General features: G+C 57.5%; 19 protein-coding genes. 3 read left to right on the plus strand and 16 right to left on the minus strand.

Annotation, left to right across the window (positions count from 1 at the left end):
- Positions 1–172: 172 nt before the first annotated feature.
- On the plus strand, positions 173–1,330 hold the full coding sequence (locus tag OK409_RS08450; protein ID WP_010669721.1) for a M20 aminoacylase family protein: 1,158 nt from the start codon (positions 173–175) through the stop codon (positions 1,328–1,330).
- A gap of 1 nt (position 1,331) precedes the next feature.
- On the opposite strand, the gene ybiB is transcribed toward OK409_RS08450, so the two are convergent.
- The 4 genes from ybiB to OK409_RS08470 all read right to left on the minus strand — a co-directional run bounded on the left by ybiB (position 1,332) and on the right by OK409_RS08470 (position 5,765).
- The gene (gene ybiB / locus OK409_RS08455) at positions 1,332–2,300 is read right to left on the minus strand and encodes a DNA-binding protein YbiB (protein WP_122458992.1); all 969 of its coding nucleotides are present in this window, start codon (positions 2,298–2,300) and stop codon (positions 1,332–1,334) included.
- Positions 2,301–2,326: 26 nt separating this feature from the next.
- The gene (dinG, locus tag OK409_RS08460; protein ID WP_010254283.1) at positions 2,327–4,495 is read right to left on the minus strand and encodes an ATP-dependent DNA helicase DinG; all 2,169 of its coding nucleotides are present in this window, start codon (positions 4,493–4,495) and stop codon (positions 2,327–2,329) included.
- 191 nt (positions 4,496–4,686) lie between these two features.
- Positions 4,687–5,205 carry a GNAT family N-acetyltransferase gene (locus tag OK409_RS08465; protein ID WP_264366970.1) on the minus strand — a complete coding sequence of 173 codons (519 nt, stop codon included), beginning with the start codon at positions 5,203–5,205 and terminating at the stop codon, positions 4,687–4,689.
- A complete protein-coding gene (locus OK409_RS08470; protein ID WP_264366971.1) occupies positions 5,202–5,765 on the minus strand; it encodes a helix-turn-helix domain-containing protein in 564 nt (187 codons plus the stop codon). The genes OK409_RS08465 and OK409_RS08470 overlap by 4 nt, the downstream gene beginning before the upstream one ends.
- Before the next feature lie 149 nt (positions 5,766–5,914).
- On the opposite strand from OK409_RS08470, the gene OK409_RS08475 reads away from it, so the two are divergent.
- Complete coding sequence (locus tag OK409_RS08475) at positions 5,915–6,649, plus strand: MerR family transcriptional regulator (protein ID WP_010254274.1); 735 nt, start codon at positions 5,915–5,917, stop codon at positions 6,647–6,649.
- A 175-nt stretch (positions 6,650–6,824) separates the two neighbouring features.
- Here OK409_RS08475 and OK409_RS08480 read toward each other — a convergent pair whose 3' ends face one another.
- Genes OK409_RS08480 through OK409_RS08495 form a run of 4 tightly spaced genes read right to left on the minus strand, consistent with a single transcriptional unit; the run spans position 6,825 to position 10,574 of the window.
- Positions 6,825–7,556 carry an ABC transporter permease gene (locus OK409_RS08480; RefSeq protein ID WP_010669716.1) on the minus strand — a complete coding sequence of 244 codons (732 nt, stop codon included), beginning with the start codon at positions 7,554–7,556 and terminating at the stop codon, positions 6,825–6,827.
- Entirely contained in the window at positions 7,544–8,491 is a 948-nt protein-coding gene (locus OK409_RS08485; protein WP_010254263.1) for an ABC transporter ATP-binding protein, read from the minus strand. Before OK409_RS08485 ends, OK409_RS08480 begins: the two co-directional genes overlap by 13 nt.
- Positions 8,484–9,659: an ABC transporter permease gene (locus tag OK409_RS08490; protein ID WP_191918999.1), complete on the minus strand. Its 1,176-nt coding sequence runs from the start codon at positions 9,657–9,659 to the stop codon at positions 8,484–8,486. The genes OK409_RS08485 and OK409_RS08490 overlap by 8 nt, the downstream gene beginning before the upstream one ends.
- 3 nt (positions 9,660–9,662) lie before the next feature.
- Positions 9,663–10,574: an ABC transporter substrate-binding protein gene (locus OK409_RS08495; RefSeq protein ID WP_223564164.1), complete on the minus strand. Its 912-nt coding sequence runs from the start codon at positions 10,572–10,574 to the stop codon at positions 9,663–9,665.
- Between the two features lie 306 nt (positions 10,575–10,880).
- Here OK409_RS08495 and OK409_RS08500 point away from each other — a divergent pair, with 306 nt between their 5' ends.
- Complete coding sequence (locus tag OK409_RS08500; protein WP_033766759.1) at positions 10,881–12,356, plus strand: MFS transporter; 1,476 nt, start codon at positions 10,881–10,883, stop codon at positions 12,354–12,356.
- Positions 12,357–12,480: 124 nt separating this feature from the next.
- Here OK409_RS08500 and idi read toward each other — a convergent pair whose 3' ends face one another.
- The 8 genes from idi to OK409_RS08540 all read right to left on the minus strand — a co-directional run.
- Positions 12,481–13,023 (minus strand): isopentenyl-diphosphate Delta-isomerase, encoded by a 543-nt coding sequence (gene idi, locus OK409_RS08505; RefSeq protein ID WP_010254245.1) that lies wholly within the window; start codon positions 13,021–13,023, stop codon positions 12,481–12,483.
- A gap of 146 nt (positions 13,024–13,169) precedes the next feature.
- Positions 13,170–15,065, minus strand: a complete 1,896-nt coding sequence (locus tag OK409_RS08510) for a methyl-accepting chemotaxis protein (protein ID WP_264366972.1) — start codon at positions 15,063–15,065, stop codon at positions 13,170–13,172.
- A 191-nt stretch (positions 15,066–15,256) separates the two neighbouring features.
- On the minus strand, positions 15,257–16,366 hold the full coding sequence (locus OK409_RS08515) for a suppressor of fused domain protein (protein WP_033779531.1): 1,110 nt from the start codon (positions 16,364–16,366) through the stop codon (positions 15,257–15,259).
- Positions 16,367–16,695: 329 nt separating this feature from the next.
- Positions 16,696–16,923, minus strand: coding sequence for a hypothetical protein (locus OK409_RS08520; protein ID WP_010254235.1), 228 nt, complete (start codon positions 16,921–16,923; stop codon positions 16,696–16,698).
- Between the two features lie 2 nt (positions 16,924–16,925).
- Positions 16,926–17,411, minus strand: a complete 486-nt coding sequence (locus OK409_RS08525) for a DUF2778 domain-containing protein (protein WP_264366973.1) — start codon at positions 17,409–17,411, stop codon at positions 16,926–16,928.
- A 181-nt stretch (positions 17,412–17,592) separates the two neighbouring features.
- On the minus strand, positions 17,593–17,823 hold the full coding sequence (locus OK409_RS08530) for an EexN family lipoprotein (protein ID WP_264366974.1): 231 nt from the start codon (positions 17,821–17,823) through the stop codon (positions 17,593–17,595).
- A 140-nt stretch (positions 17,824–17,963) separates the two neighbouring features.
- Positions 17,964–18,404, minus strand: a complete 441-nt coding sequence (locus tag OK409_RS08535; protein WP_124889804.1) for a hypothetical protein — start codon at positions 18,402–18,404, stop codon at positions 17,964–17,966.
- Between the two features lie 200 nt (positions 18,405–18,604).
- Positions 18,605–18,943: helix-turn-helix transcriptional regulator (locus tag OK409_RS08540; protein ID WP_264366975.1), on the minus strand; the 339-nt coding region annotated here is incomplete at its 5' end.

Consider the following 18,943-nt stretch of genomic DNA (forward strand, 5'->3'; position numbering starts at 1 on the left):
CCCCGTTTTCGTCGCATTTTTCCCTTCTGAAGCCCTGCCCGGACATCACTTCCTTATTACTTATTCCATTTTGATTTAGCCTATAGCCAGATTTCGTCCTGCCGGCGATAGACGCAGCGCCACCCGACCTCTAAAGTGAAATCTTCTCATTCTGTATGGAGCGCGACTCTGCATGACCCTTTCCCCTGCCCTGCTTGAAGATGCCCTGCGCTGGCGCCGTGAGTTTCATCGCCACCCCGAATTAGGTTACCAGGAACAGCAAACCAGCCAGTTTATCGCTGATGAGTTAGAGCGGGCGGGATTGCAGGTGTTTCGTGGTCTGGCGGGCACCGGCGTGATCGGCACGCTGGAAAACGGTCCCGGCCCGGTTATCGGGCTGCGTGCGGACATGGATGCGCTGCCGATTACGGAAAAAGGCGACACTGAATGGCGCTCCGCCACTCCCGGCGTGATGCACGCCTGCGGGCACGACGGTCACAGCGCCATTCTGCTGGCCGCCGCCCGACAGCTGGCCGCCACACGCCAGTTCAGCGGCACGGTACATTTCATTTTTCAGCCTGCCGAAGAGAACCTGGGCGGTGCGCGCAAAATGGTGGAAGAGGGACTGTTCCAGCGCTTCCCGATGGATGCGATCTATGCGATGCACAACTGGCCGGGCCTGCCGCTGGGGTCACTGGCGGTTAACCCTGGCGCCATGATGGCGTCGCTGGATTCGTTTGAGATTACCCTGCACGGCAAAAGCTGCCACGCGGCGATGCCGGAAAGCGGTGCCGATCCAATGGTGGTGGCGGCCGAGCTGATTCTGGCGCTGCAGACGATTCCGTCACGTCGGCTCTCGCCGCTCGCCTCGGCGGTGGTCAGCGTGACGCAGATCCACGGTGGCGAAGCGATCAACGTGATCCCGGAACAGATTGTGCTGCGCGGCACGGTGCGCTGCCTGCAGACCAGCGTGCGCGAAAAAGTACGCGGGCTGATTGATGAGTTTGTCGCTACCCTGCCACGTCCGTTTGGCGTCAGCGGTGAGATTGAGTGGTTACCGGGCTATCCGGTGACCGCCAACCATGCGGTCCCGGCTGAGCAGGTACGCGAGGTGGCGCTGGCGACGCTGGGGGCCGAACAGGTTCAGTGGCAGGTTAATCCGTCGATGGCGTCTGAAGATTTTGCCTGCATGATGGAGGCCTGTCCGGGTGCTTACTTCTGGCTGGGCGCGGATGGCGACACGCCTTCCGCCCCGCTGCACAACGCCCGCTATGACTTCAACGACGCGCTGCTGCCAATTGGCATTACTTTCTGGCAGAACCTGGTTGAACAGGCGCTGCCAGCAGCCTGAGTCAGTAACCGGCGGCGAGGATCTGCTGCTCTGCCGCCGCCAGCGAGTCGCACTGGCCGCTGGCGCGCAGGCAGCAGGCGAGTTGAAGTCGCAGTGATGCGGGCACCGGCCGCTGCTGATTCAGCACCTGCTCAATCCAGCGCGCGGTTACCTCTGCCGTCTTATCGGCCGGCAGTTCAACGGCCACTTCGGGCTGACGCTCAACCCACACTTCCGCTTCTGCGCCTGCGCCCTGAATCATGCTGATCGCCGGGCAGCGCTGTGGATTGGCATAGACTTCCCCTTCGGTGCCATTGAGCAGTATCGCAGGCGCATCGATGTCACTGAAGAATTTCGCCACACGCGGCACATACTCCGGATGCGACACGCTCGACAGACGCAGCGCCGCACGTTCGGCAAACGGGGTCGCCAGTTTTGCCAGCGTATGCGCGCTGTTACGCACGCCCATTCGCCAGCGCAGCGACAGCTGTTTCGCCATTGGCGGGCAGAGATGATCGATGGTGATAAAGGCGAGTTCGCCCTGATCGAGTTTTGCCTGCGCCGCCTCTGCGGTGGTGACGGGGGTAATACCCAGCGCGGCAAACACCGCTTCACTGGTGATGCGCGTCGCGTCGTCGCTGACGCCATGCACCAGCACCGGGAAGCCGAGTTTCACCAGCAGCAGCGCCAGCAACGGCGTGAGATTGCCCTGCCGACGCGCACCGTTGTAGCTGGGGATCACAATCGGCATCGGGCGGTTTTCCGGCGCCTGCAGTTGCATCATCTGCGCCTGCATCGCCTGATAAAAGCCGCGCATTTCCGCTTCGCCTTCGCCTTTAATACGCAGCGCAATCAGAATGCCGCCCAGCTCCAGGTCCGGCACCTCGCCCGCCAGCATCGCGCCATAGAGCGCCACGGCAGTATCAAAGTCGATATCGCGGGCATGATTTTTACCGCGACCAATCTCTTTAATGATTTTATTCAGTTCCATCACTCGCTTCCGGTTAAGTGCGCGGCTCAGCGCCGCGTGGGACGTCGTTTACGCACCGTATTTTTTGGCACCACGGTGGCCGGTATCGCTGCCGGCTCTGGCGTTTCCGGCTGCTCAATCGGGAAGATCGGCAGCGCCGCTAATAGCCGGCTGCCGTAGGATTTGCTCAGCAGACGGCGGTCGTAAATGACGATTTCGCCATAACATTGATGGCTGCGAATCAGGCGTCCGACCTGTTGAATCAGGGTAAAAGAGGCGCTGGGTAAGCTCTGCACCTCAAACGGATAGCGTTTCAGGCTTTTCAGCCACTCGCCTTCGGTCAAAATTACCGGACTGTCTACCGGGGGAAAAGCGATTTTGTGGATATGCACCTGACTCAGCAGATCGCCTTTAAGATCCAGCCCTTCGGCAAACGACTGCAGGCCAATCAGGATGCTGGTTTCCCCTTTGGCGACGCGCTGACGATGCAGATCGACCAGGCGGCTGCGCGGCTGATCGCCCTGAACCAGCATTGAGAGGCGCAGGTCGGGCAGACAGGCGACAAACTGCTGCATCGCCCGGTTGCTGGCAAACAGCACCAGCACGCCTTTGTGCTTTTTCTCCGCCATCTGCTGCCGGAAGAAACCGGCCATCTCCGCGATATGCTCCGCTTCGTGCGTCATCAGCGGCTCATAGCGCATCTGCGGGATCACCAGCTTGCCCTGCTCCACGTGGTTAAACGGGGAGTCCAGCGCCACAAATCGGTCGCCCGCCTTCTCGCTGAGTCCCGACATCTCCTGCAGGCGGTTGAAACTGTTAAGCGATCGCAGGGTGGCGGAGGTCACGACCACGTGCGGAATTTTACGCCACAGCATCTTCTCCAGCTGGTCGCTGACGCGGATGCCAGCGCAGTGAAACAGCAGGTGCGCCTGACCTTCGCGCAGCTCACGGGTGATCCACTTCGATACCGGCGCGCCAGAGGCTTTTTCCATCGCCGCCAGCCGCCACAGTTTGCTGACCGATTCGAACCAGCCAAACTGGCGATTGAGCTGCAGCAGATTGCGATGCAGTCGCACCACATCCACCTTGCCGGTCTGCTCGCTCAGCGCATTAATCAAACCTTCACTCAGGCCGCGCAGCGCATCGCTGAGCTTAAAGAGCCGGGCGCAGAGATCCAGCAGCTCCTGCGGCAACGCGCCCAGCACAAAGCGGAATTCGCCCGGCTGGTTATGCGGTGGCAGCAGCGGATTCAGCGCCTGAGCGGTAATCGTCAGCAGTTCGCGCAGCTCATCGCAGTGCGCTTTCAGGCGCTCCGGGTTAGCCAGCGGCGGCGGCGATTTTGGCCGCATCTGCGTCATAATGCTCTCCACCAGCTTGATAAAGAGGTCGAGCTGCAGGCTGCTCCAGCCCGGCGTGATGTCGGCGCTCATCTCCAGCGCATCGCGGGCCACTTCCGGCAGGTGATGCCCTTCATCCAGCACCAGCATCAGGTTTTTTGCCGGTGGCAGCACCGACTCATTCTCCATTGCTGCCATGACCAGCGCATGGTTCGCCACCACTACATCGACCTGCTCGATTTCGCGCCGCGCCACAAAGAACGGGCATTCACGATACCAGCGACAGTGTGCGCCAAGGCAGCTCGCTTTGTCGGTGGAGAGCCGCTGCCACAGGCTGTCGCTGACGTTCTCGTCGCTGTGGTCGCGCAGGCCATCCCACTGATAGCGATCCAGCGATTTCTGCAACCGGCCACACTGCGTCTGCTCCTCTTTAGTGCTGCTGACGGCGTCATCGTCCAGATAAAGCAGCAGATCGCCCTGCTCATCGTCATCAGCCGCCATCGCCGCCAGATTACGCGGACAGACATAGCGCCCGCGACCAAAGGCGGCGGTAAAGGTGAGATCGGGAATGATTTTTTTCAGCAGCGGCAGATCTTTGGTGAAGATTTGATCCTGCAGCGCCACGTTGGCGGTGCTGATCACCAGCCGCTTCTCCTGGGCGCGGCTGGCGGCGATGCCCGGGATCAGATAAGAGAGGGTTTTGCCCACGCCGGTTGGCGCTTCAACCGCCAGATGGCGCGAATCGTCGCCCGCCAGGCATTTCGCCACTTCGGCGATCATCTGGCGCTGCGGCGCACGTGGGATGAAGTCAGGCACCTGCTGCTGAAGCGCTTTATACCACTGCGCTATCTGGCTTTTTACTGCGGCTGTCAGGGCCATGATTTGCGTTACCACACCGAAAATATGGCCTGTATTTTTACACAGTATCCTGTTGGCGTCAGCTTTCGCGCCGAATTTTTCGTGCGACGTCGTAAATTTCAGCAGTTGCCCGTTTCAGGGTCGTGCGGGCAGCCCGTCAACCCGGGCCGGTCCGGCACGAAGAAAGGCCAGCCGCATGAGCTAGCGGCTGGCTACGCCAGCACTTTGTACATATAGGTGGTGGCATCCAGCACGCCCGCGGTGGATTCGGCATAAAACGGGATCGACCCCGCCACCTGCCAGCCCAGCGAGCGATAGAGATCGCTGGCGACATCGCCGCTGCGCGTATCCAGCACCAGCAGCGTTTTGCCCTGCGCACGGGCCTGCTGCTCAGCGCGCTGCATCAGCTCACGCGCGATGCCCTGACGGCGCGCCTGCGGATGCACCAGCAGTTTGCTGATCTCCGCCCGGTGTCGGCCATTAGGCATGGCGCTGCCATTGAGAATGACCGTGCCCACGATGCGACCGTGCTGCCGCGCAACGAATAGTTCGCTGTCGCCGTCTGCCAGAGCGGCAATCCGCTGCTGCCAGAATCGCGTCATCACCTCTTCGTCTTCAGCATCAATAAAGCCGACGCTGGCGCCGTCTGCCACACAGCCCTGCAGCACCGCTGTGAGTTCATCCAATTGCGGTTGCGCTTCGTCGGCGCGAAGTATTCTGTAATTGATCATGTTTTCGCCACCACCAGTAAATAGCGCGCGCCGTCAGTCAGGTGCGCCTCAAAAGCCGATTTCCCGACCAGATGAAAACGTAAGCAATCACCGGGCTTCAGCGCCCACTGCTGCGCCCCCATCGTGACGGTGAGGCCGCCTTCGCGTAGCCAGATATGCTGCTCCAGCCCCTGAATGGGTGGCGCATCGTAATCTATACGTGCACCGGGCCGTAATTTGCCCTCAACCAGTTCGCATCGGAAATGAAGCGCAGGAGGTGAAACATTCCGGCGAATAAATCCGCTGGATTCATCCTGCCACACGGGCTGCTGGTCATCTCTGATCAGCAAACTGGACTCCTCCTCCACTTCACTGAGCAGGCGCGACATCGTTAATCCGTAGGCAACACACAGACGGTTAAGCAGCGCAGCAGTAGGGCTGGTCTCGCTTCGCTCAATGCGCGATAATGACGCACGACTGATGCCCGTTGCGACAGCAAGTTCATCCAGCGACCAGCCGCGTTGCAGGCGTAATTCTGCCAGCCTCACCGCCAGTCGTTGCTCCGTATTCAGCTCTGACATGGTGATTTCTCATATTTGGGAATAATTCTCTTATATGAGATATAACGGAGAAACGGCGTATCAGTCAAGTTGTACATCGAGAAATGTATTGTACAACTTAGTCGGCTTCGTTATGGTAATTGCACTCAGACCAATCGAAAGAGGAATTTATGACCTTATACAGTATCGGTGACGTCGCCGAGCGCTGTGGCATAAACCCAGTCACCCTGCGCGCCTGGCAGCGTCGTTATGGCTTACTGAAGCCGCAACGTACCGAAGGCGGACATCGTCAGTTTGACGAAGAAGATGTTCATCGCATCGAAGAAATTATGCGCTGGATTGAAAGCGGCGTGCCGGTCGGTAAAGTTAAGGCACTGCTGGAAGGTGGCGATGTTGATGCCCATGACGGCTGGACCACACTCCAGGATGAGCTGATCAGCGTCCTGCGTCATGTCAGACCCGCTAAACTTCGTAATAAAATTGCCGCGATTGGTCGCGAACATCCGATTGATGCGCTGATCGACCATGTTTTTATGCCGGTGCGCCAGAAGCTGAGTCTGGACCAGAACACCGCCCGCACCATGTGCAGTCTGCTGGATGGTTTGCTGATCGATTATGTCGCGTTCTGCCTGACCGGCAGCCGCAAAAAATCGGGTAAAGATGCGCTGATTATTGGCTGGGGTATCGACGATCGTACCCGAATCTGGCTGGAAGGCTGGCGTCTGTCGCAGCATGGCTGGCGGATTGATGTGCTGGCAGAACCGCTGGATTTACCGCGTCCTGAACTCTTTCCCGGCATGAATATGTTTGTCTTTACCGGTAAAAAACTGACCCGCCGCCAGCAGGAACAGCTGTCACACTGGCAGGAACAGGGCTATGCCGTGCGGTTGCACGATCCCGCCTGATAACAAAAACGCACGCCGGGCACTTTGCCTGCTGCCTTGCGCGCGCTATTATCCCCGCCTCACTGTTAACGAGCTCAGGTTTTACCCATGAACTGTAAAAAAGCTTTCTTCGCCACGCTGTTTTTTATTATGGCGGCAGGTGGCACCGGCGGTCTGATGCTGGTGGGATACTCTCTCATCGTTCACTCACGCTAAGCCAGCGCTGCAGGCGTTCAAACAGGCGATCGCTGACTATCGCCAGCAGCGCCACCAGTAATGCCCCCTGAATGACATAGGCTGTATTAAAGCCGCTTAAGCCGATAATCACCGGCGATCCCAGACTTTTCGCGCCGACCGTCGAGGCGATGGCAGCGGTGCCGATGTTAATGATCACCGAGGTGCGTATCCCGGCGATGATGACCGGCGCAGCCAGCGCCAGCTCAATCTGCCACAGCCGTTGCCAGCTACTCATGCCGACCCCGATGGCGATCTCCCGGCTGCTGGCCGGTACGCTATCAATACCCGCCAGCGTCCCCTGTAAAATCGGCAGCAATCCATAGAGCAGCAGCGCCACGACTGCGGGCCAGGCGCCAAATCCCATCACCGGCACCGCAATTGCCAGCACCGCCACCGGCGGAATCGTCTGCCCTGCCGCCACAATGGTTTCCATCAGCGGCCGGAAGGCCCGCCCCGCCCGCCGTGTCACCAACACACCACTGCCAATACCAATCACAATCGCCAGCAGGCTGGCGGTGATCACCAGAAACAGATGCGCCAGCGTCAGCTGCCAGAAGCTCTCCTGCTGATAGAGAGGCCGCGCCAGTTCGGGAAACCAGCGGTGAAACAGCGGCCCGCTGTAAGGCATCAGGGTCAGCAGCGCGCCGTAGAACAGCACCAGCCACAGCAGCGGATCCCTTAGCCTGCGCATGTTAAATCCTCGCGCAGTTGCAGCAGATCGCCAAAGTGGAGTACGCCCAGCGGCCGCTGCTGATCGTCAATGACCGGCAGTTTATCGGTACGCCGGGCGATAAACTGCGAAAGGGCATCGCGCAGCGTCAGTGCCGCAGCGATCGGTTCGCCCGGCAGCCACTCGCCGCGCCGCACGGCATTACCGACCTGCTCCAGCGACAGCAGCCGTACTCCCATTTCGCTGCGGCCAAAGAAGTCGCGCACAAAATCATTTTTCGGCTGGGTGAGCAGCTCGACTGGCCTGCCCTGCTGAACAATCTCGCCGTTATCCATCAGCACAATGCGGTCCGCCAGCGTCAGCGCTTCGTCGATGTCATGCGTCACCAGCACGATGGTACGGCCCGACAGTTGATGAATGCGCAACATCTCCTGTTGCAGCACCCCGCGCGTCACCGGGTCGAGTGCGCCAAACGGCTCATCCATCAGTAACACCTCCGGATCCGCCGCCAGCGCCCGCGCCACGCCGATGCGCTGCTGCTGCCCACCCGAGAGCTGATGCGGATAGCGGTCCAGCAGCTGCGCATCAAGATTCAGCAGCGCCAGCAGCGCCGTGATACGTTCATTGACCTGTGCCCGGGGCCAGCCCAGTAGCACTGGCACCGTGGCGATATTCTTCCGCACCGTCCAGTGCGGAAACAGACCAATTGACTGAATGGCGTAACCCATGCGCCGCCGCAGCGTGCGGGCATCGAGCTGACGAATCGACTCTCCGGCAAAGCGGATTTCACCACTGTCAAACTCCACCAGCCGGTTGATCATCTTCAGGGTGGTCGATTTGCCCGAACCAGAGGTGCCAAGCAGCACGCAAAACTCCCCTTTCGCCACCTGTAACGACAGATCTTTCACCGCCGCTTTACCGTTAAACGCGCGGGAAACGCCGTCAAACTCAATCATCTTTTCTCTCCAGCAGTGAGATCAGCAGGCGGAACAGCGCATCAATGACCACCGCCAGCGCAATCACCGGGATTACTCCCAGCAACACCAAATCAAGCGCACTGCTTAACAGTCCCTGGAAAATAATTGCGCCAAAGCCGCCCGCGCCAATCAGCGCCGCCACCACCGCCATGCCCAGCGTCTGTACCACCACTACCCGCAGGCCCGCCAGCCAGACCGGCAGCGCCAGCGGCACATCCACCGCAATAAACTGCTGCCAGCCACTCATGCCGACGCCACGTGCACTCTCACGCACCTCGTGCGGCACCTGTTGCAGCCCCACCACCACGCTGCGCACCAGCGGCAGCAGGGCGTAAAGCACCAGCGCGATCAGCGCCGGAGCCATCCCAATGCCGCTGATGCCCCAGTCGCCGAGCCACGGAAACTGCTGAGCCAATCCGGCCAGCGGCGCAATTAGCAGACCAAACAGCGCCACCGAGGGAACAGTCTGAATCACATTCAGCACGCCGAACACCCCACCCTGCCAGCCAGGCCGCCGGAACAGCGTGACGCCCAGCGGCAGCGCAATCATCAGCGCAGGCAGCACCGTTCCCGCCAGCAGGGTGAGATGACGGCTCAGCGCGGCATCAAACACCGCGTGGCGGTTGGCATACTCTTTCAGCAGGGAGAGATCGCTGAGCTGGCCACTGAACAGCAGCAGCAGCGGCAACAGCCAGACCTGCAGATTGAGCAGCAGCTGTGCCAGCCGATGGCGGGTCAGTTGCCGCACCTGATCGGTGATCATCAGCAGGATCAGCGCGCCGCTGCACCACAGTCCGCTGGCAAAGCTGGTGCGCGCCAGACGGCTGCCCTGCTGGCTGAGTAAAGTGGCCTGATGACCGCTGAGCCAGATAATCACCGCCAGCATCAGTTCTGCCGCCAGCAGCGCCAGCATCAGCGTGATGCGGGTCGGATGCCGCCACAGCAGCAGCCACAGCGTCACCAGCGGCAGCAGCAACAGCCCGAAGCTGCTAATCTGCCAACCCATCAGCGGTTCACCCGCCACCAGACGGTTCGGGGCGAAGTTCAGAAACGGCAATGCCACCAGCGCCAGAGTCAGCAGCGTCAGCAGCAGCAGTGCCACCGGCTGCTCAACCGGACGGCGTATCGCTTCCCGCGATATCTGCATCGTTTACAGCAGCTTTTTCTGCTGCAGCCATTCGGTCGCTACGCTGCTGGCATCCTGACCGTCGACCGCGATTCTGGCGTTGAGCTGTTGCAGCGTCTTCTCGTCAAGCGCGCTGAACACCGGCTTCAGCCACTCTGCAATCTCTGGATAGGCTTTAAGTACCGATTCACGGATCACCGGCGTCGGCGCATAAATCGGCTGAACCCCTTTAGGATCGCTGAGGGTCTGCAGACCTAATGCCGCTACCGGACCGTCGGTGCCGTACGCCATCGCCGCGTTTACGCCGGAAGTCTGCTGTGCCGCTGCGCTGATGGTGACAGCGGTATCGCCGCCAGCCAGCGACAGCAGTTGGTCCTGCTTGAGGTCAAAGCCATAGGCTTTTTCAAAGGCGGGTAAGGCATCGCTGCGTTCAATAAATTCTGCTGAGGCCGCCAGTTTGAAGGTGCCGCCTTTTTTCAGCCAGGCGCTGAGATCCGCCAGAGAATTGAGCTGATTTTTTTCAGCCAGATCTTTTCGCACAGCGATGGTCCAGGTGTTATTGGCCGGAGCGGGTGTCAGCCAGACCAGATGGTTTTTCTCCGCATCCAGCTTCTTCACTTTCTCGTAGCCTTCGACGGCATTTTTCCAGGCGCTGTCTTTCTCATCATTGAAGAAAAATGCACCGTTGCCGGTATATTCCGGATAGATATCAAGTTCGCCCGCCGTGATGGCACCGCGCACCACCTGCGTGGTGCCGAGCTGTATTTTATTGACGGTTTTTACCCCATGCTTTTCCAGCACCTGAAGAATCACATTGCCCAGCAGCGATCCTTCGGTATCAATTTTTGAGCCGACCCGCACCGGGTCCGCCGCCTGTGCTATCCCCATGCTGAGCAGCAAAGCGCTGACGCCCATCCAACCCCGAATTCTGACCATGGCTTTTTCCTTATCGCAGTGTGTTGTTTTTACGTTTTGTTCATGCGTGATGATTCACAAGGCGTTGTGCGCCTGCGCGTTCAGGCTGCCCTCCTGCCACTCTGCGGGAGGCTGGCAAGGCGTGCAGCGGAAATTATCTGCCTTAAAAGCGTAGCCTGGCGCAGCGGCGATGCAGCTGACTTTATCGCAAATTGATAACGATTTGAGATTATAAATTCATCTCATATAACCGAAATGAATTTACGTCTGGGCGTCTAAACGGCTATCCTCGAAAATCTGTTTTTATAATAAAAGAAGCACAACATCATGTCCGACCTGACCTCTTCCGCCCATGTGGCAACAGCAGGGAGTTCGCCCGGTGGCGAAACACAGTGGATCCGCAGCGCAGCTGACGTCTCCCGATTAGTGAACAGTGGCGACAGCGCCCGTAATAATGCCCGCATTGTGGTGGCGATTGCGCTGGGGGGCGTCTTCCTTGACGCCTACGACCTGGGTGCGCTGGCCTTTGGCATCAAAGACATCACGCGTGAATTTAATCTCACCCCGACCGGCACCGGCATGGTCGCCTCGGCAATCACCTTCGGAGCCATTATCGGCGCGCTGATCGGCGGCTATCTCACGGATAAAATTGGCCGTTATCGGGTGTTTATGGCCGATATGTTCTTTTTCGTGGTGGCGGCTATCGCCTGTGCGTTTGCCCCCAATGAGTACGTGCTGGCCGGCGCGCGTTTTGTGATGGGCCTGGGGGTCGGAATCGATCTGCCGGTGGCGATGGCGTTTCTGGCGGAGTTTTCCCGACTGCGTGGCAAGGGGAATAAAGCGGCCAGCGTGGCGATGTGGTGCCCTACCTGGTATGCGGCAATCAGTATCTCTTATCTGCTGGTGCTGCTGCTCTATGCCGTGTTACCCGAAAGCCACACCGACTGGCTCTGGCGACTGATCCTTGGTTTTGGTGCCGTTCCGGCGATTATCATCATCGCCATCCGTAGCCGTTACATGAGCGAATCCCCGGTTTGGGCGGCGAATCAGGGCGACCTGAAAGGTGCCGCGGCGATTTTACGCAGTGCGTGGAATATTAATGCCCAGGTGGCGCCCGACGCCGCGCTGACGGCTGCCATGCCGGTGCGCAAGGCGAGCTGGCGTAACTATGGTGCGTTGTTACAGGGCGTTTATCGCCGCCGTACATTGCTGGCGACCATCACTTCCATTGCCTCATCTTTTGCTTATAACGCGGTGGCGTTTGGCTTGCCGGTGATCATCTCCAGCTTCTTTGCCCAGTCAATGCTTACCACCATTCTGGTGTCGCTGGCGCTGAATCTGCTGTTCGCCTTTGTCGGCGGGATACTGGCGGTGCGGCTGGTGCCGCGCCTCGGGGCGTGGAAGATGTCGGTGGCGGGATATGCCTGTCAGTGCGTGGCGCTGCTCGGGCTGGCGCTGATTGGTCGTCCGGAAGGCGGCCAGGAAGCCGCGCTGGCGATCGGCATGCTGGCGCTGTTTCTCTTTGGACAGGGATTCGGGCCGGGTTCGCATACCATGACTTTTGCGTCGCTGAGCTACCCGACGTCGCTGCGTGGCGTGGGTGTCGGCTTTAACCAGACGCTGATGCGCGGCAGCTCTACCGTTTCGCTGTTTCTGTTTCCGGTGCTGGTCGCGGCGCTGGGCACCGGCGTGTTCTGGGTGATCTTCCTGGCACCACTGGCGGGCCTGCTGGCGCTGCTGGCGATCCGCTGGGAACCGTCGGGTTATGATGTGGATGCGGAAGATTTCGAGCTGCAGCGATAATCAATGGTCAGGGCGTGGATAGCGCGCAGGCTCAGGGAGCAAACGGGCTCATAACCCTGGCGCATTGTTTACACCGGCCCGACTTCTCCGGCCAGCATTGAAACCGCACCTTAGTGCGGTTTTTTTATGCGGTGACTTGCGGGAAAGGAAACTGCTCCAGATAGTCCGGGATGCGCGGGAAGGTGTGCAAAAACCACGGTGTGAACTGCTGTGGCTGCTGCTGCATCTGCTGCTCAATCAGCGCCATCGGGCGATAATCCCAGGCATCCGCTTCCTGCGGATTCAGCTGCGGCAGGCTGTCGCAGACGGCAAAGAAGACGTGACCATACTCATGTTCAGTCAGGCCATTGCTCAGTTTCAGGTTGTAGCTCAGCTCAAACACCGGCGTCAGCGTCACCACCATCCCCATCTCTTCACGCAAGCGGCGCTCGGCGGCGTCGCGGGTTGATTCATGGGGATAAGGATGACCACAGCAGGTATTACTCCACAAGCCACCACAATGATATTTATCGCTGGCACGCCGTTGTAGCAACAGCTCCTGCCGGGAATTGAAGACGTAGACCGTCACCGCGCGGTGCAGTAATCCTTTTTCATGCACTTCCAGCTTTTCCATCTTGCCGGTGGGACGATCGAGGTGGTCAACGAGGATAACTTCAATAGCAGACATGGCGTTTCCTTGAGATTATTCCCAACTATTCTGGCACAGAATTATCGGTTTGGGCGGATCATCGAGGATTTTTTACCCGGGTCAGGCGGAGATAAGCGGATGAAGCAGAGAGAAAATCAGGCCAGCAGGGCTGGCCTGGAGAGGGATTACAGTCGGAAGCTCTGAACCACCCGCTCAAGCTGGGTGCTTTGCGATTCCATCGCCTGCGCGGCAGCAGAAACCTGCTCCACCAGCACGGCGTTCTGCTGCGTGGTGCCATCCAGCTGGGTAATCGCAACGTTAACCTGTTCGATGCCCAGGCTCTGTTCGCGGCTGGCTGACATAATTTCACTCATCAGCGTTGTCACACTGCTCACGCCCTTCATCAGCTCATCCATGGTCTGACCCGCCTGCTCGACCAGCGCGCTGCCGGTATCGATGTTCGCCACCGACTCTTCGATTAACTTTTTAATCTCACGCGCCGAGTTGGCTGAACGCTGTGCCAGGTTGCGCACTTCCGATGCCACCACCGCAAAACCGCGACCCTGTTCACCGGCCCGTGCGGCTTCTACTGCGGCGTTCAGCGCCAGGATATTGGTCTGGAATGCGATGCTGTCGATCACGCTGATGATATCGACCACTTTACGGGATGAGTGATGAATCTCGCCCATGGTGGTGACCACCTGACGGACCACTTCGGTGCCACGTGCGGCCACCTGCGAGGCATCACCCGCCAGCTGGTTAGCGTGGGTGGCGTTGTCGGCGTTCTGACGCACGGTGCCGGTCAGCTGCTCCATCGACGCGGCCGTTTCTACAATCGAGCTGGCCTGATCTTCGGTACGGGAAGAGAGATTAGCGTTGCCGCTGGCAATTTCCCGCGACGCGGCGGTGATCGCCAGCGCGCTGTCGCCCACCTGCTGGAGCAGCCCCTGCAGATAGCTGATGAACTGGTTAAAGCTCTGCGCGACGGCGTTGAACTCCGGGCTGTTGCTGGCTGGCAGACGCTGAGTCAGATCGGCACCACCGGTCGACAGTGCTTCGATGTTGCTGTTCAGCACGTTGAGGCGTTTCATCATGGCGCGGACAAAGCCCAGCGACACCAGCAGCAGGATCACCGCCAGAGGGATCTGCACCAGACCCAGACGAGTCAGCATGTTGTGCGACTGCGCTTTCAGCAGGCTGGTTGGCAGGCTGCTGGCGAGATACCACGGGCTGCCAGGAATGGCCTGCACGAACAGCGTCTGCTCGCCTTCACTGCTGTCATAGGTGGTTTCCAGCGGCTGATTGCCAACACCGTTAAGCAGCGTTTTCAGCGGTGCTGCCATCGGCATCTGCACGTCAGCCAGGTTCTCCAGCTTCGGTGCGGCATTCACCAGCGCGCCATTGCCCACGACTTTACCGTCGGCTTCGACGATCAGGACGTTGCCCTGAATGGTTTCACCCATCTGCTTCGCCAGCTGGTTAAAGAACCCCAGCGTCACGTCGATGGTGGCGACACCCCAGGCCGTGCCGTTTTTGTAGATGGCCATCGCACAGTTGGTGCGCGGCTGCGGGCTGGCGGCATCCTGATAGGCTTTTGCCCAGGCACACTGGCCTTTCGGAGCGGCCATGCCATCTTTGTACCAGGGTTGCTCCCAGTATTTGTCAGCCGCGCCCGAGTTCCAGTAGGTGTTCACCTGCAGTTCATTGCTGGCATTACGGGCAAAGAAGCTGCTGTCCTTCTCTTTGGCCGGGTCACGACGATTTGGCAGTGGCCAGATCCCGCCACCAAACACATTGCTGTCCTGATACTGGTTAACCAGCGTCGGTAATAGGGTGTCGATGGTGGCGCTGTCCATGACAGATGCGGCTTCGGTAATGGCGCGCTGCTGGGCCTGAACGCGGTTCATCTGTTCAACGATACCGGAAGCCAGCGAATCCACCTGATAGCGAACCAGACGGCTTTCGCTATCCACCAGTTGTGGCGCGACAAACTGATTAATAACCCAGACTGTAACGAGTAAAAGCGCAACAAAGAACGCGATCATTGTTGCGGTGAAGCGGGATTGTGTTGTTTTAAACATCTTCGTTCCCCTGAACCTGGTGCGGCGCGATTGCCTGATCGGGTTTAACGGCGCGGCAAGCGGGAACTTGAGATGAGCAGGATCACATATTTGAGAAATGTTTGATTTTTGTAAAAATTTAATTTCATATGGAAACTATCACATCCCCGGCGGGCGCCGGGGAATGGGCGAACAGCCGCATTATTGCTGGCCTACTCTTCTGAACTGACGACCTGCTGGCGCGGGCGGAAGATGTGATTATTGCCATCCGCCGTTAACAATTCCCGTAACTTCTGACCGCCATGTTCATCCGCCTGCGCGAACTGCCGTTCCGCTTCAGTAATCGGCGTGGTCCAGAGCAGAGTCGGGCGATCGCCGTCGCGTTTTGGCAGCGAGAACTGCGCCTGATCGGTTGCCAGCTCATTGGCGAGCAGGAAGCTTTCAAAGCCGACGGGTGCCACTTCCGACGCCAGCGTATGGCCCTCGCCCAGCCAGGTCAGCCGCGCCCAAGGCAGATGCACGAACTCCGCCAGCGCGCTGGCCATCTGCACCGCGTTGCCTTCGGTCATGACTTCACCGTCAACCGCCATGCCGAGTTCAATGCGGCGATACTGCGGCGCCAGCTCATCAAACAGATAATCGACCTGCGGCATCGGCCGAATGCTCATGCCGATGGTCAGGAAATACCAGACGCCCTGATGCCAGTGCTGGGAGATCGCCATCGGCGGCCAGCTGCCCTGATCGATAGCGTAATACTTCACTGACTCGCCAAAGCGCGCCTGATAGCAGGCCATCAGATCGTTCTGCACCTTATCCCACTCGCTGCCGTCGTGCCATTCGCGCCAGAACTGACGCTGATGCTCCGCTCGGGCGTAGTAGTCATTGGTTGATGCCGACCCCAGCGGTGCCGTCAGCCGGTTCTTTTTGATGCAGCCTGCAGAGAAGCTCACCTGCTTCTCCTGATAGAGACTCCAGCCGGGGATCACCGCCAGCAGCTGGCCGTAGTACCACAGCGCCGCGCCATCATCGCTCGGCTCCCACAGCACCTGCAGACCGGCTGGATCCAGCGCGGGTTCGGCTTCCAGATTACGGCAATACTCGGCGCTGAGCAGCGGCGCTATGCCCTGCTCCATCGCCTCGCGATCTTCCTGCGCCGGTGCCGGCAGCAGGTTTCGTAGCCAGCAGCCGCGTACCGCATACTGGCTGCGGAACAGGTCGGTTGGCCAGATGTAAAAATAGGCAGTGCGCTCATCCTGTTCGACAATAGCGGTCAGGGTGCGCTGCTGATTGTGGACTTCAGCAATCAGGGATTTGTACGTCATAGTGCCTCGACAAAGCCTGGAGGAATCCATTTTCCCCGAGAATAGAGCAGGATCCTGGCTGCGGCTATCTGAGACAAGGGTAATAGTCTCAAAGTGTGGGAGTTGAAGTGCAGTGAAGAGTACAGCAGGCGCAATTGGCGGGAGCAGAGGCCCATCCGGCAGCATACTCATACCATCACGGTCTGATAATGCTCTTACAGTAACGGGTGGATGCAGCGAAGGAGCGCGAGGCACTGCCCCATAAAGTTAACCGGATACGGTGTTGATTGTAGCGTTCACTAAAGCCAGAAGACTGACTTTTCTACTCAATGGTACTCATACAGTCCTGTTTAATGCTTTTTGAAAACAGCTTTCAGCACCCATAAAAGCGCAACAGACATAATAATAGAAATAAGGATATTGGCTGACATTACAAAGTCGATGGTTGCCTCATCGCCATTAATATTGAAAAAACCTGCGATGGCATAAAAGAATGTTACCGGCACTATGACAGCAATAGCTTTTGAAATAGCAATCGCACAAAAAACAAACAGAAAAATAGTTAAAATAAAGCGCATCGTTAGTATACCTTTACCGTTCCATAGGCTTTGAGCTGGCTGCCTGGGATGTTAAGCGTTGGGCCAGATTTAAGGAACATGTCGCGCATGTAATTGAACTGAGGAGGATGCTGAAGTGTGATGCAGCCTTCACTCAGCCCTAATGGCCCAATAGGGTGCAGACGGAAATTACCCCGCCTGATGCCTTGTACAAACGTGTAGTCATCGATTTTTCCATCGTCACGAAATAGTCCAAACCATGTTGAGCGATCTGTACCGTATATCTCTTTCAACAAGCGTTCTCTAAACGGCCCCAATCTTCCACCTGAAGGTCGTTCTACAATAAAGTAACGGCCACGAACTATTGGGCCTATATCAGGTACGTTTGTTTTTTCAGGATTATTGCGGCCTTCTTTTTGACCAGAAAAAGCAGGAAATGTACCAATACCAGGGCAGCTCAGGCTGGTCATTTCACGCCGATTGAGAAGTAAATAGCAGCTATATGACATGAGAACTCCATTCCTTATGTGCGAATATAGTAGATCCACTTGATTCTAAAATAACCATTGCCTTTTGGTAGTGCAATGTCAATTGTGCCCGGCATCTGCCTTTGAGTGGCTGACAGAAAGGACGTTATACCTGTTCCCGCAGAAGGGCATGAAAAACCGCCAGGCGGCGGCTCGCCTGAATTTACCTACTTTTCTTAGGACTCTTTGTAAAAGAGCCGCCGTGGACAGTGGCATCAATCGCATTGCGGCAGTCTTCGGTATCGCGTGGATCAAAGGCTTTCGTGCATTCCTCATATTTAGCTTTGCGCTCCGCGTCATGCGCTTTATACCAATCAATACTCTTCGCGCCAGCATCGCAACCGGTAAGCAGCGTGGTGGCCAGCAAAACCAGTGAAAGTAGTCCTGTTTTCATCAGATCTCCCTTTAGAGAATTAATTGCGACCGCAGTTATAGAGCAGTAGTGCGCTCGAGCGGATGAAGCAGGCACTGTAAAAAAACTCTGTGCGCTAAGAGCGAGGAGCAGACTTTGCAGAACTATGATATAGCTGTCGACTAAATCTCTGACAGAACCGAAAAGACTGCATTCAAAACCAGGCCATCATCAATGGCTGAGGCTGCTTCATAAATTGCTTCGGTTGCTGACTCAATTGAATCCTCTCTCCCGGCGCAAGCGAGAGCTGATACTGCGCGTGCCTGGCTAAACAAATGCAAAGCTTGAGGATTTAATTGCATCTCTTCGTTCTGACTATCATGCAGGTTAAAATATTCTTCATCTAACTGTGCGGCCAGCCATTCCAGTTTCGCAACCTGCTCGATCGATAGCTTATATCCTGATAGTAGTTGCCTGAGTGATTCGTCCACTACAGGCAGGTCTACCGGACAGATTTGAAAAGCGAGTTCACAAGCCACTCTGACTGCACTTCTTCGTTTTTCTTCACTTACTACCTTCATTTTTTGTGCCAGGTGTTTCTCTGATATTTCTAAACGCGTCATTCTTTCCCTCTGGTATCGGCTTTCATGCGTAATGCCAGGCATTTGACCTGCCCTCCATAAATGAATATATCGCAATGTAAGCAACGTCCGCTCCTGGCACAAAGCGGACTTTTACTGCAGGCTTAGGTCCGTTATGAGCGAAGAGCGGATATATTTATAGATAAGAACAGCCTGGATTTTCTGGGGCAATCATATCCATTTCAGCTACGCGTGGGAACGATGTTATCCAGACCTGCATTACGCCATATACGGAGTAAGCTATGCCGGGAATGAGGATATCCTTCCTGCAGGTACTGAAGAGATTTTAATCGCGTTACGTCGAAATGACGGAAGTCGTTACGTTCTTCACACCATGCAGCAAGCACAATAGCGCCGGAGAAGTAACCCAGCGCGAAAGGCCATATCGTTCTTTCACTCATATTACCGAGTCTGTCTGTATAACCTGCACGGATTTTACGCCTCCACCTGATGGCGCTTCGAACAACGCCCAGGTTTTCAAAGTAGTGATGAGCTTCCTGTCTCTTTCCCACCAATAATGT

The organism is Pantoea sp. RG18 (assembly GCF_025910075.1).
Taxonomy (GTDB): Bacteria; Pseudomonadota; Gammaproteobacteria; order Enterobacterales; family Enterobacteriaceae; genus Pantoea; species Pantoea agglomerans.

Coding starts and splice junctions, on each gene's coding strand:
- OK409_RS08450 (WP_010669721.1), top strand. CDS start 173: ATGACCCTTTCCCCTGCCCTGCTTGAAGATGCCCTGCGCTGGCGCCGT.
- ybiB (WP_122458992.1), bottom strand. CDS start 2,300: ATGGAACTGAATAAAATCATTAAAGAGATTGGTCGCGGTAAAAATCAT.
- dinG (WP_010254283.1), bottom strand. CDS start 4,495: ATGGCCCTGACAGCCGCAGTAAAAAGCCAGATAGCGCAGTGGTATAAA.
- OK409_RS08465 (WP_264366970.1), bottom strand. CDS start 5,205: ATGATCAATTACAGAATACTTCGCGCCGACGAAGCGCAACCGCAATTG.
- OK409_RS08470 (WP_264366971.1), bottom strand. CDS start 5,765: ATGTCAGAGCTGAATACGGAGCAACGACTGGCGGTGAGGCTGGCAGAA.
- OK409_RS08475 (WP_010254274.1), top strand. CDS start 5,915: ATGACCTTATACAGTATCGGTGACGTCGCCGAGCGCTGTGGCATAAAC.
- OK409_RS08480 (WP_010669716.1), bottom strand. CDS start 7,556: ATGCGCAGGCTAAGGGATCCGCTGCTGTGGCTGGTGCTGTTCTACGGC.
- OK409_RS08485 (WP_010254263.1), bottom strand. CDS start 8,491: ATGATTGAGTTTGACGGCGTTTCCCGCGCGTTTAACGGTAAAGCGGCG.
- OK409_RS08490 (WP_191918999.1), bottom strand. CDS start 9,659: ATGCAGATATCGCGGGAAGCGATACGCCGTCCGGTTGAGCAGCCGGTG.
- OK409_RS08495 (WP_223564164.1), bottom strand. CDS start 10,574: ATGGTCAGAATTCGGGGTTGGATGGGCGTCAGCGCTTTGCTGCTCAGC.
- OK409_RS08500 (WP_033766759.1), top strand. CDS start 10,881: ATGTCCGACCTGACCTCTTCCGCCCATGTGGCAACAGCAGGGAGTTCG.
- idi (WP_010254245.1), bottom strand. CDS start 13,023: ATGTCTGCTATTGAAGTTATCCTCGTTGACCACCTCGATCGTCCCACC.
- OK409_RS08510 (WP_264366972.1), bottom strand. CDS start 15,065: ATGTTTAAAACAACACAATCCCGCTTCACCGCAACAATGATCGCGTTC.
- OK409_RS08515 (WP_033779531.1), bottom strand. CDS start 16,366: ATGACGTACAAATCCCTGATTGCTGAAGTCCACAATCAGCAGCGCACC.
- OK409_RS08520 (WP_010254235.1), bottom strand. CDS start 16,923: ATGCGCTTTATTTTAACTATTTTTCTGTTTGTTTTTTGTGCGATTGCT.
- OK409_RS08525 (WP_264366973.1), bottom strand. CDS start 17,411: ATGTCATATAGCTGCTATTTACTTCTCAATCGGCGTGAAATGACCAGC.
- OK409_RS08530 (WP_264366974.1), bottom strand. CDS start 17,823: ATGAAAACAGGACTACTTTCACTGGTTTTGCTGGCCACCACGCTGCTT.
- OK409_RS08535 (WP_124889804.1), bottom strand. CDS start 18,404: ATGACGCGTTTAGAAATATCAGAGAAACACCTGGCACAAAAAATGAAG.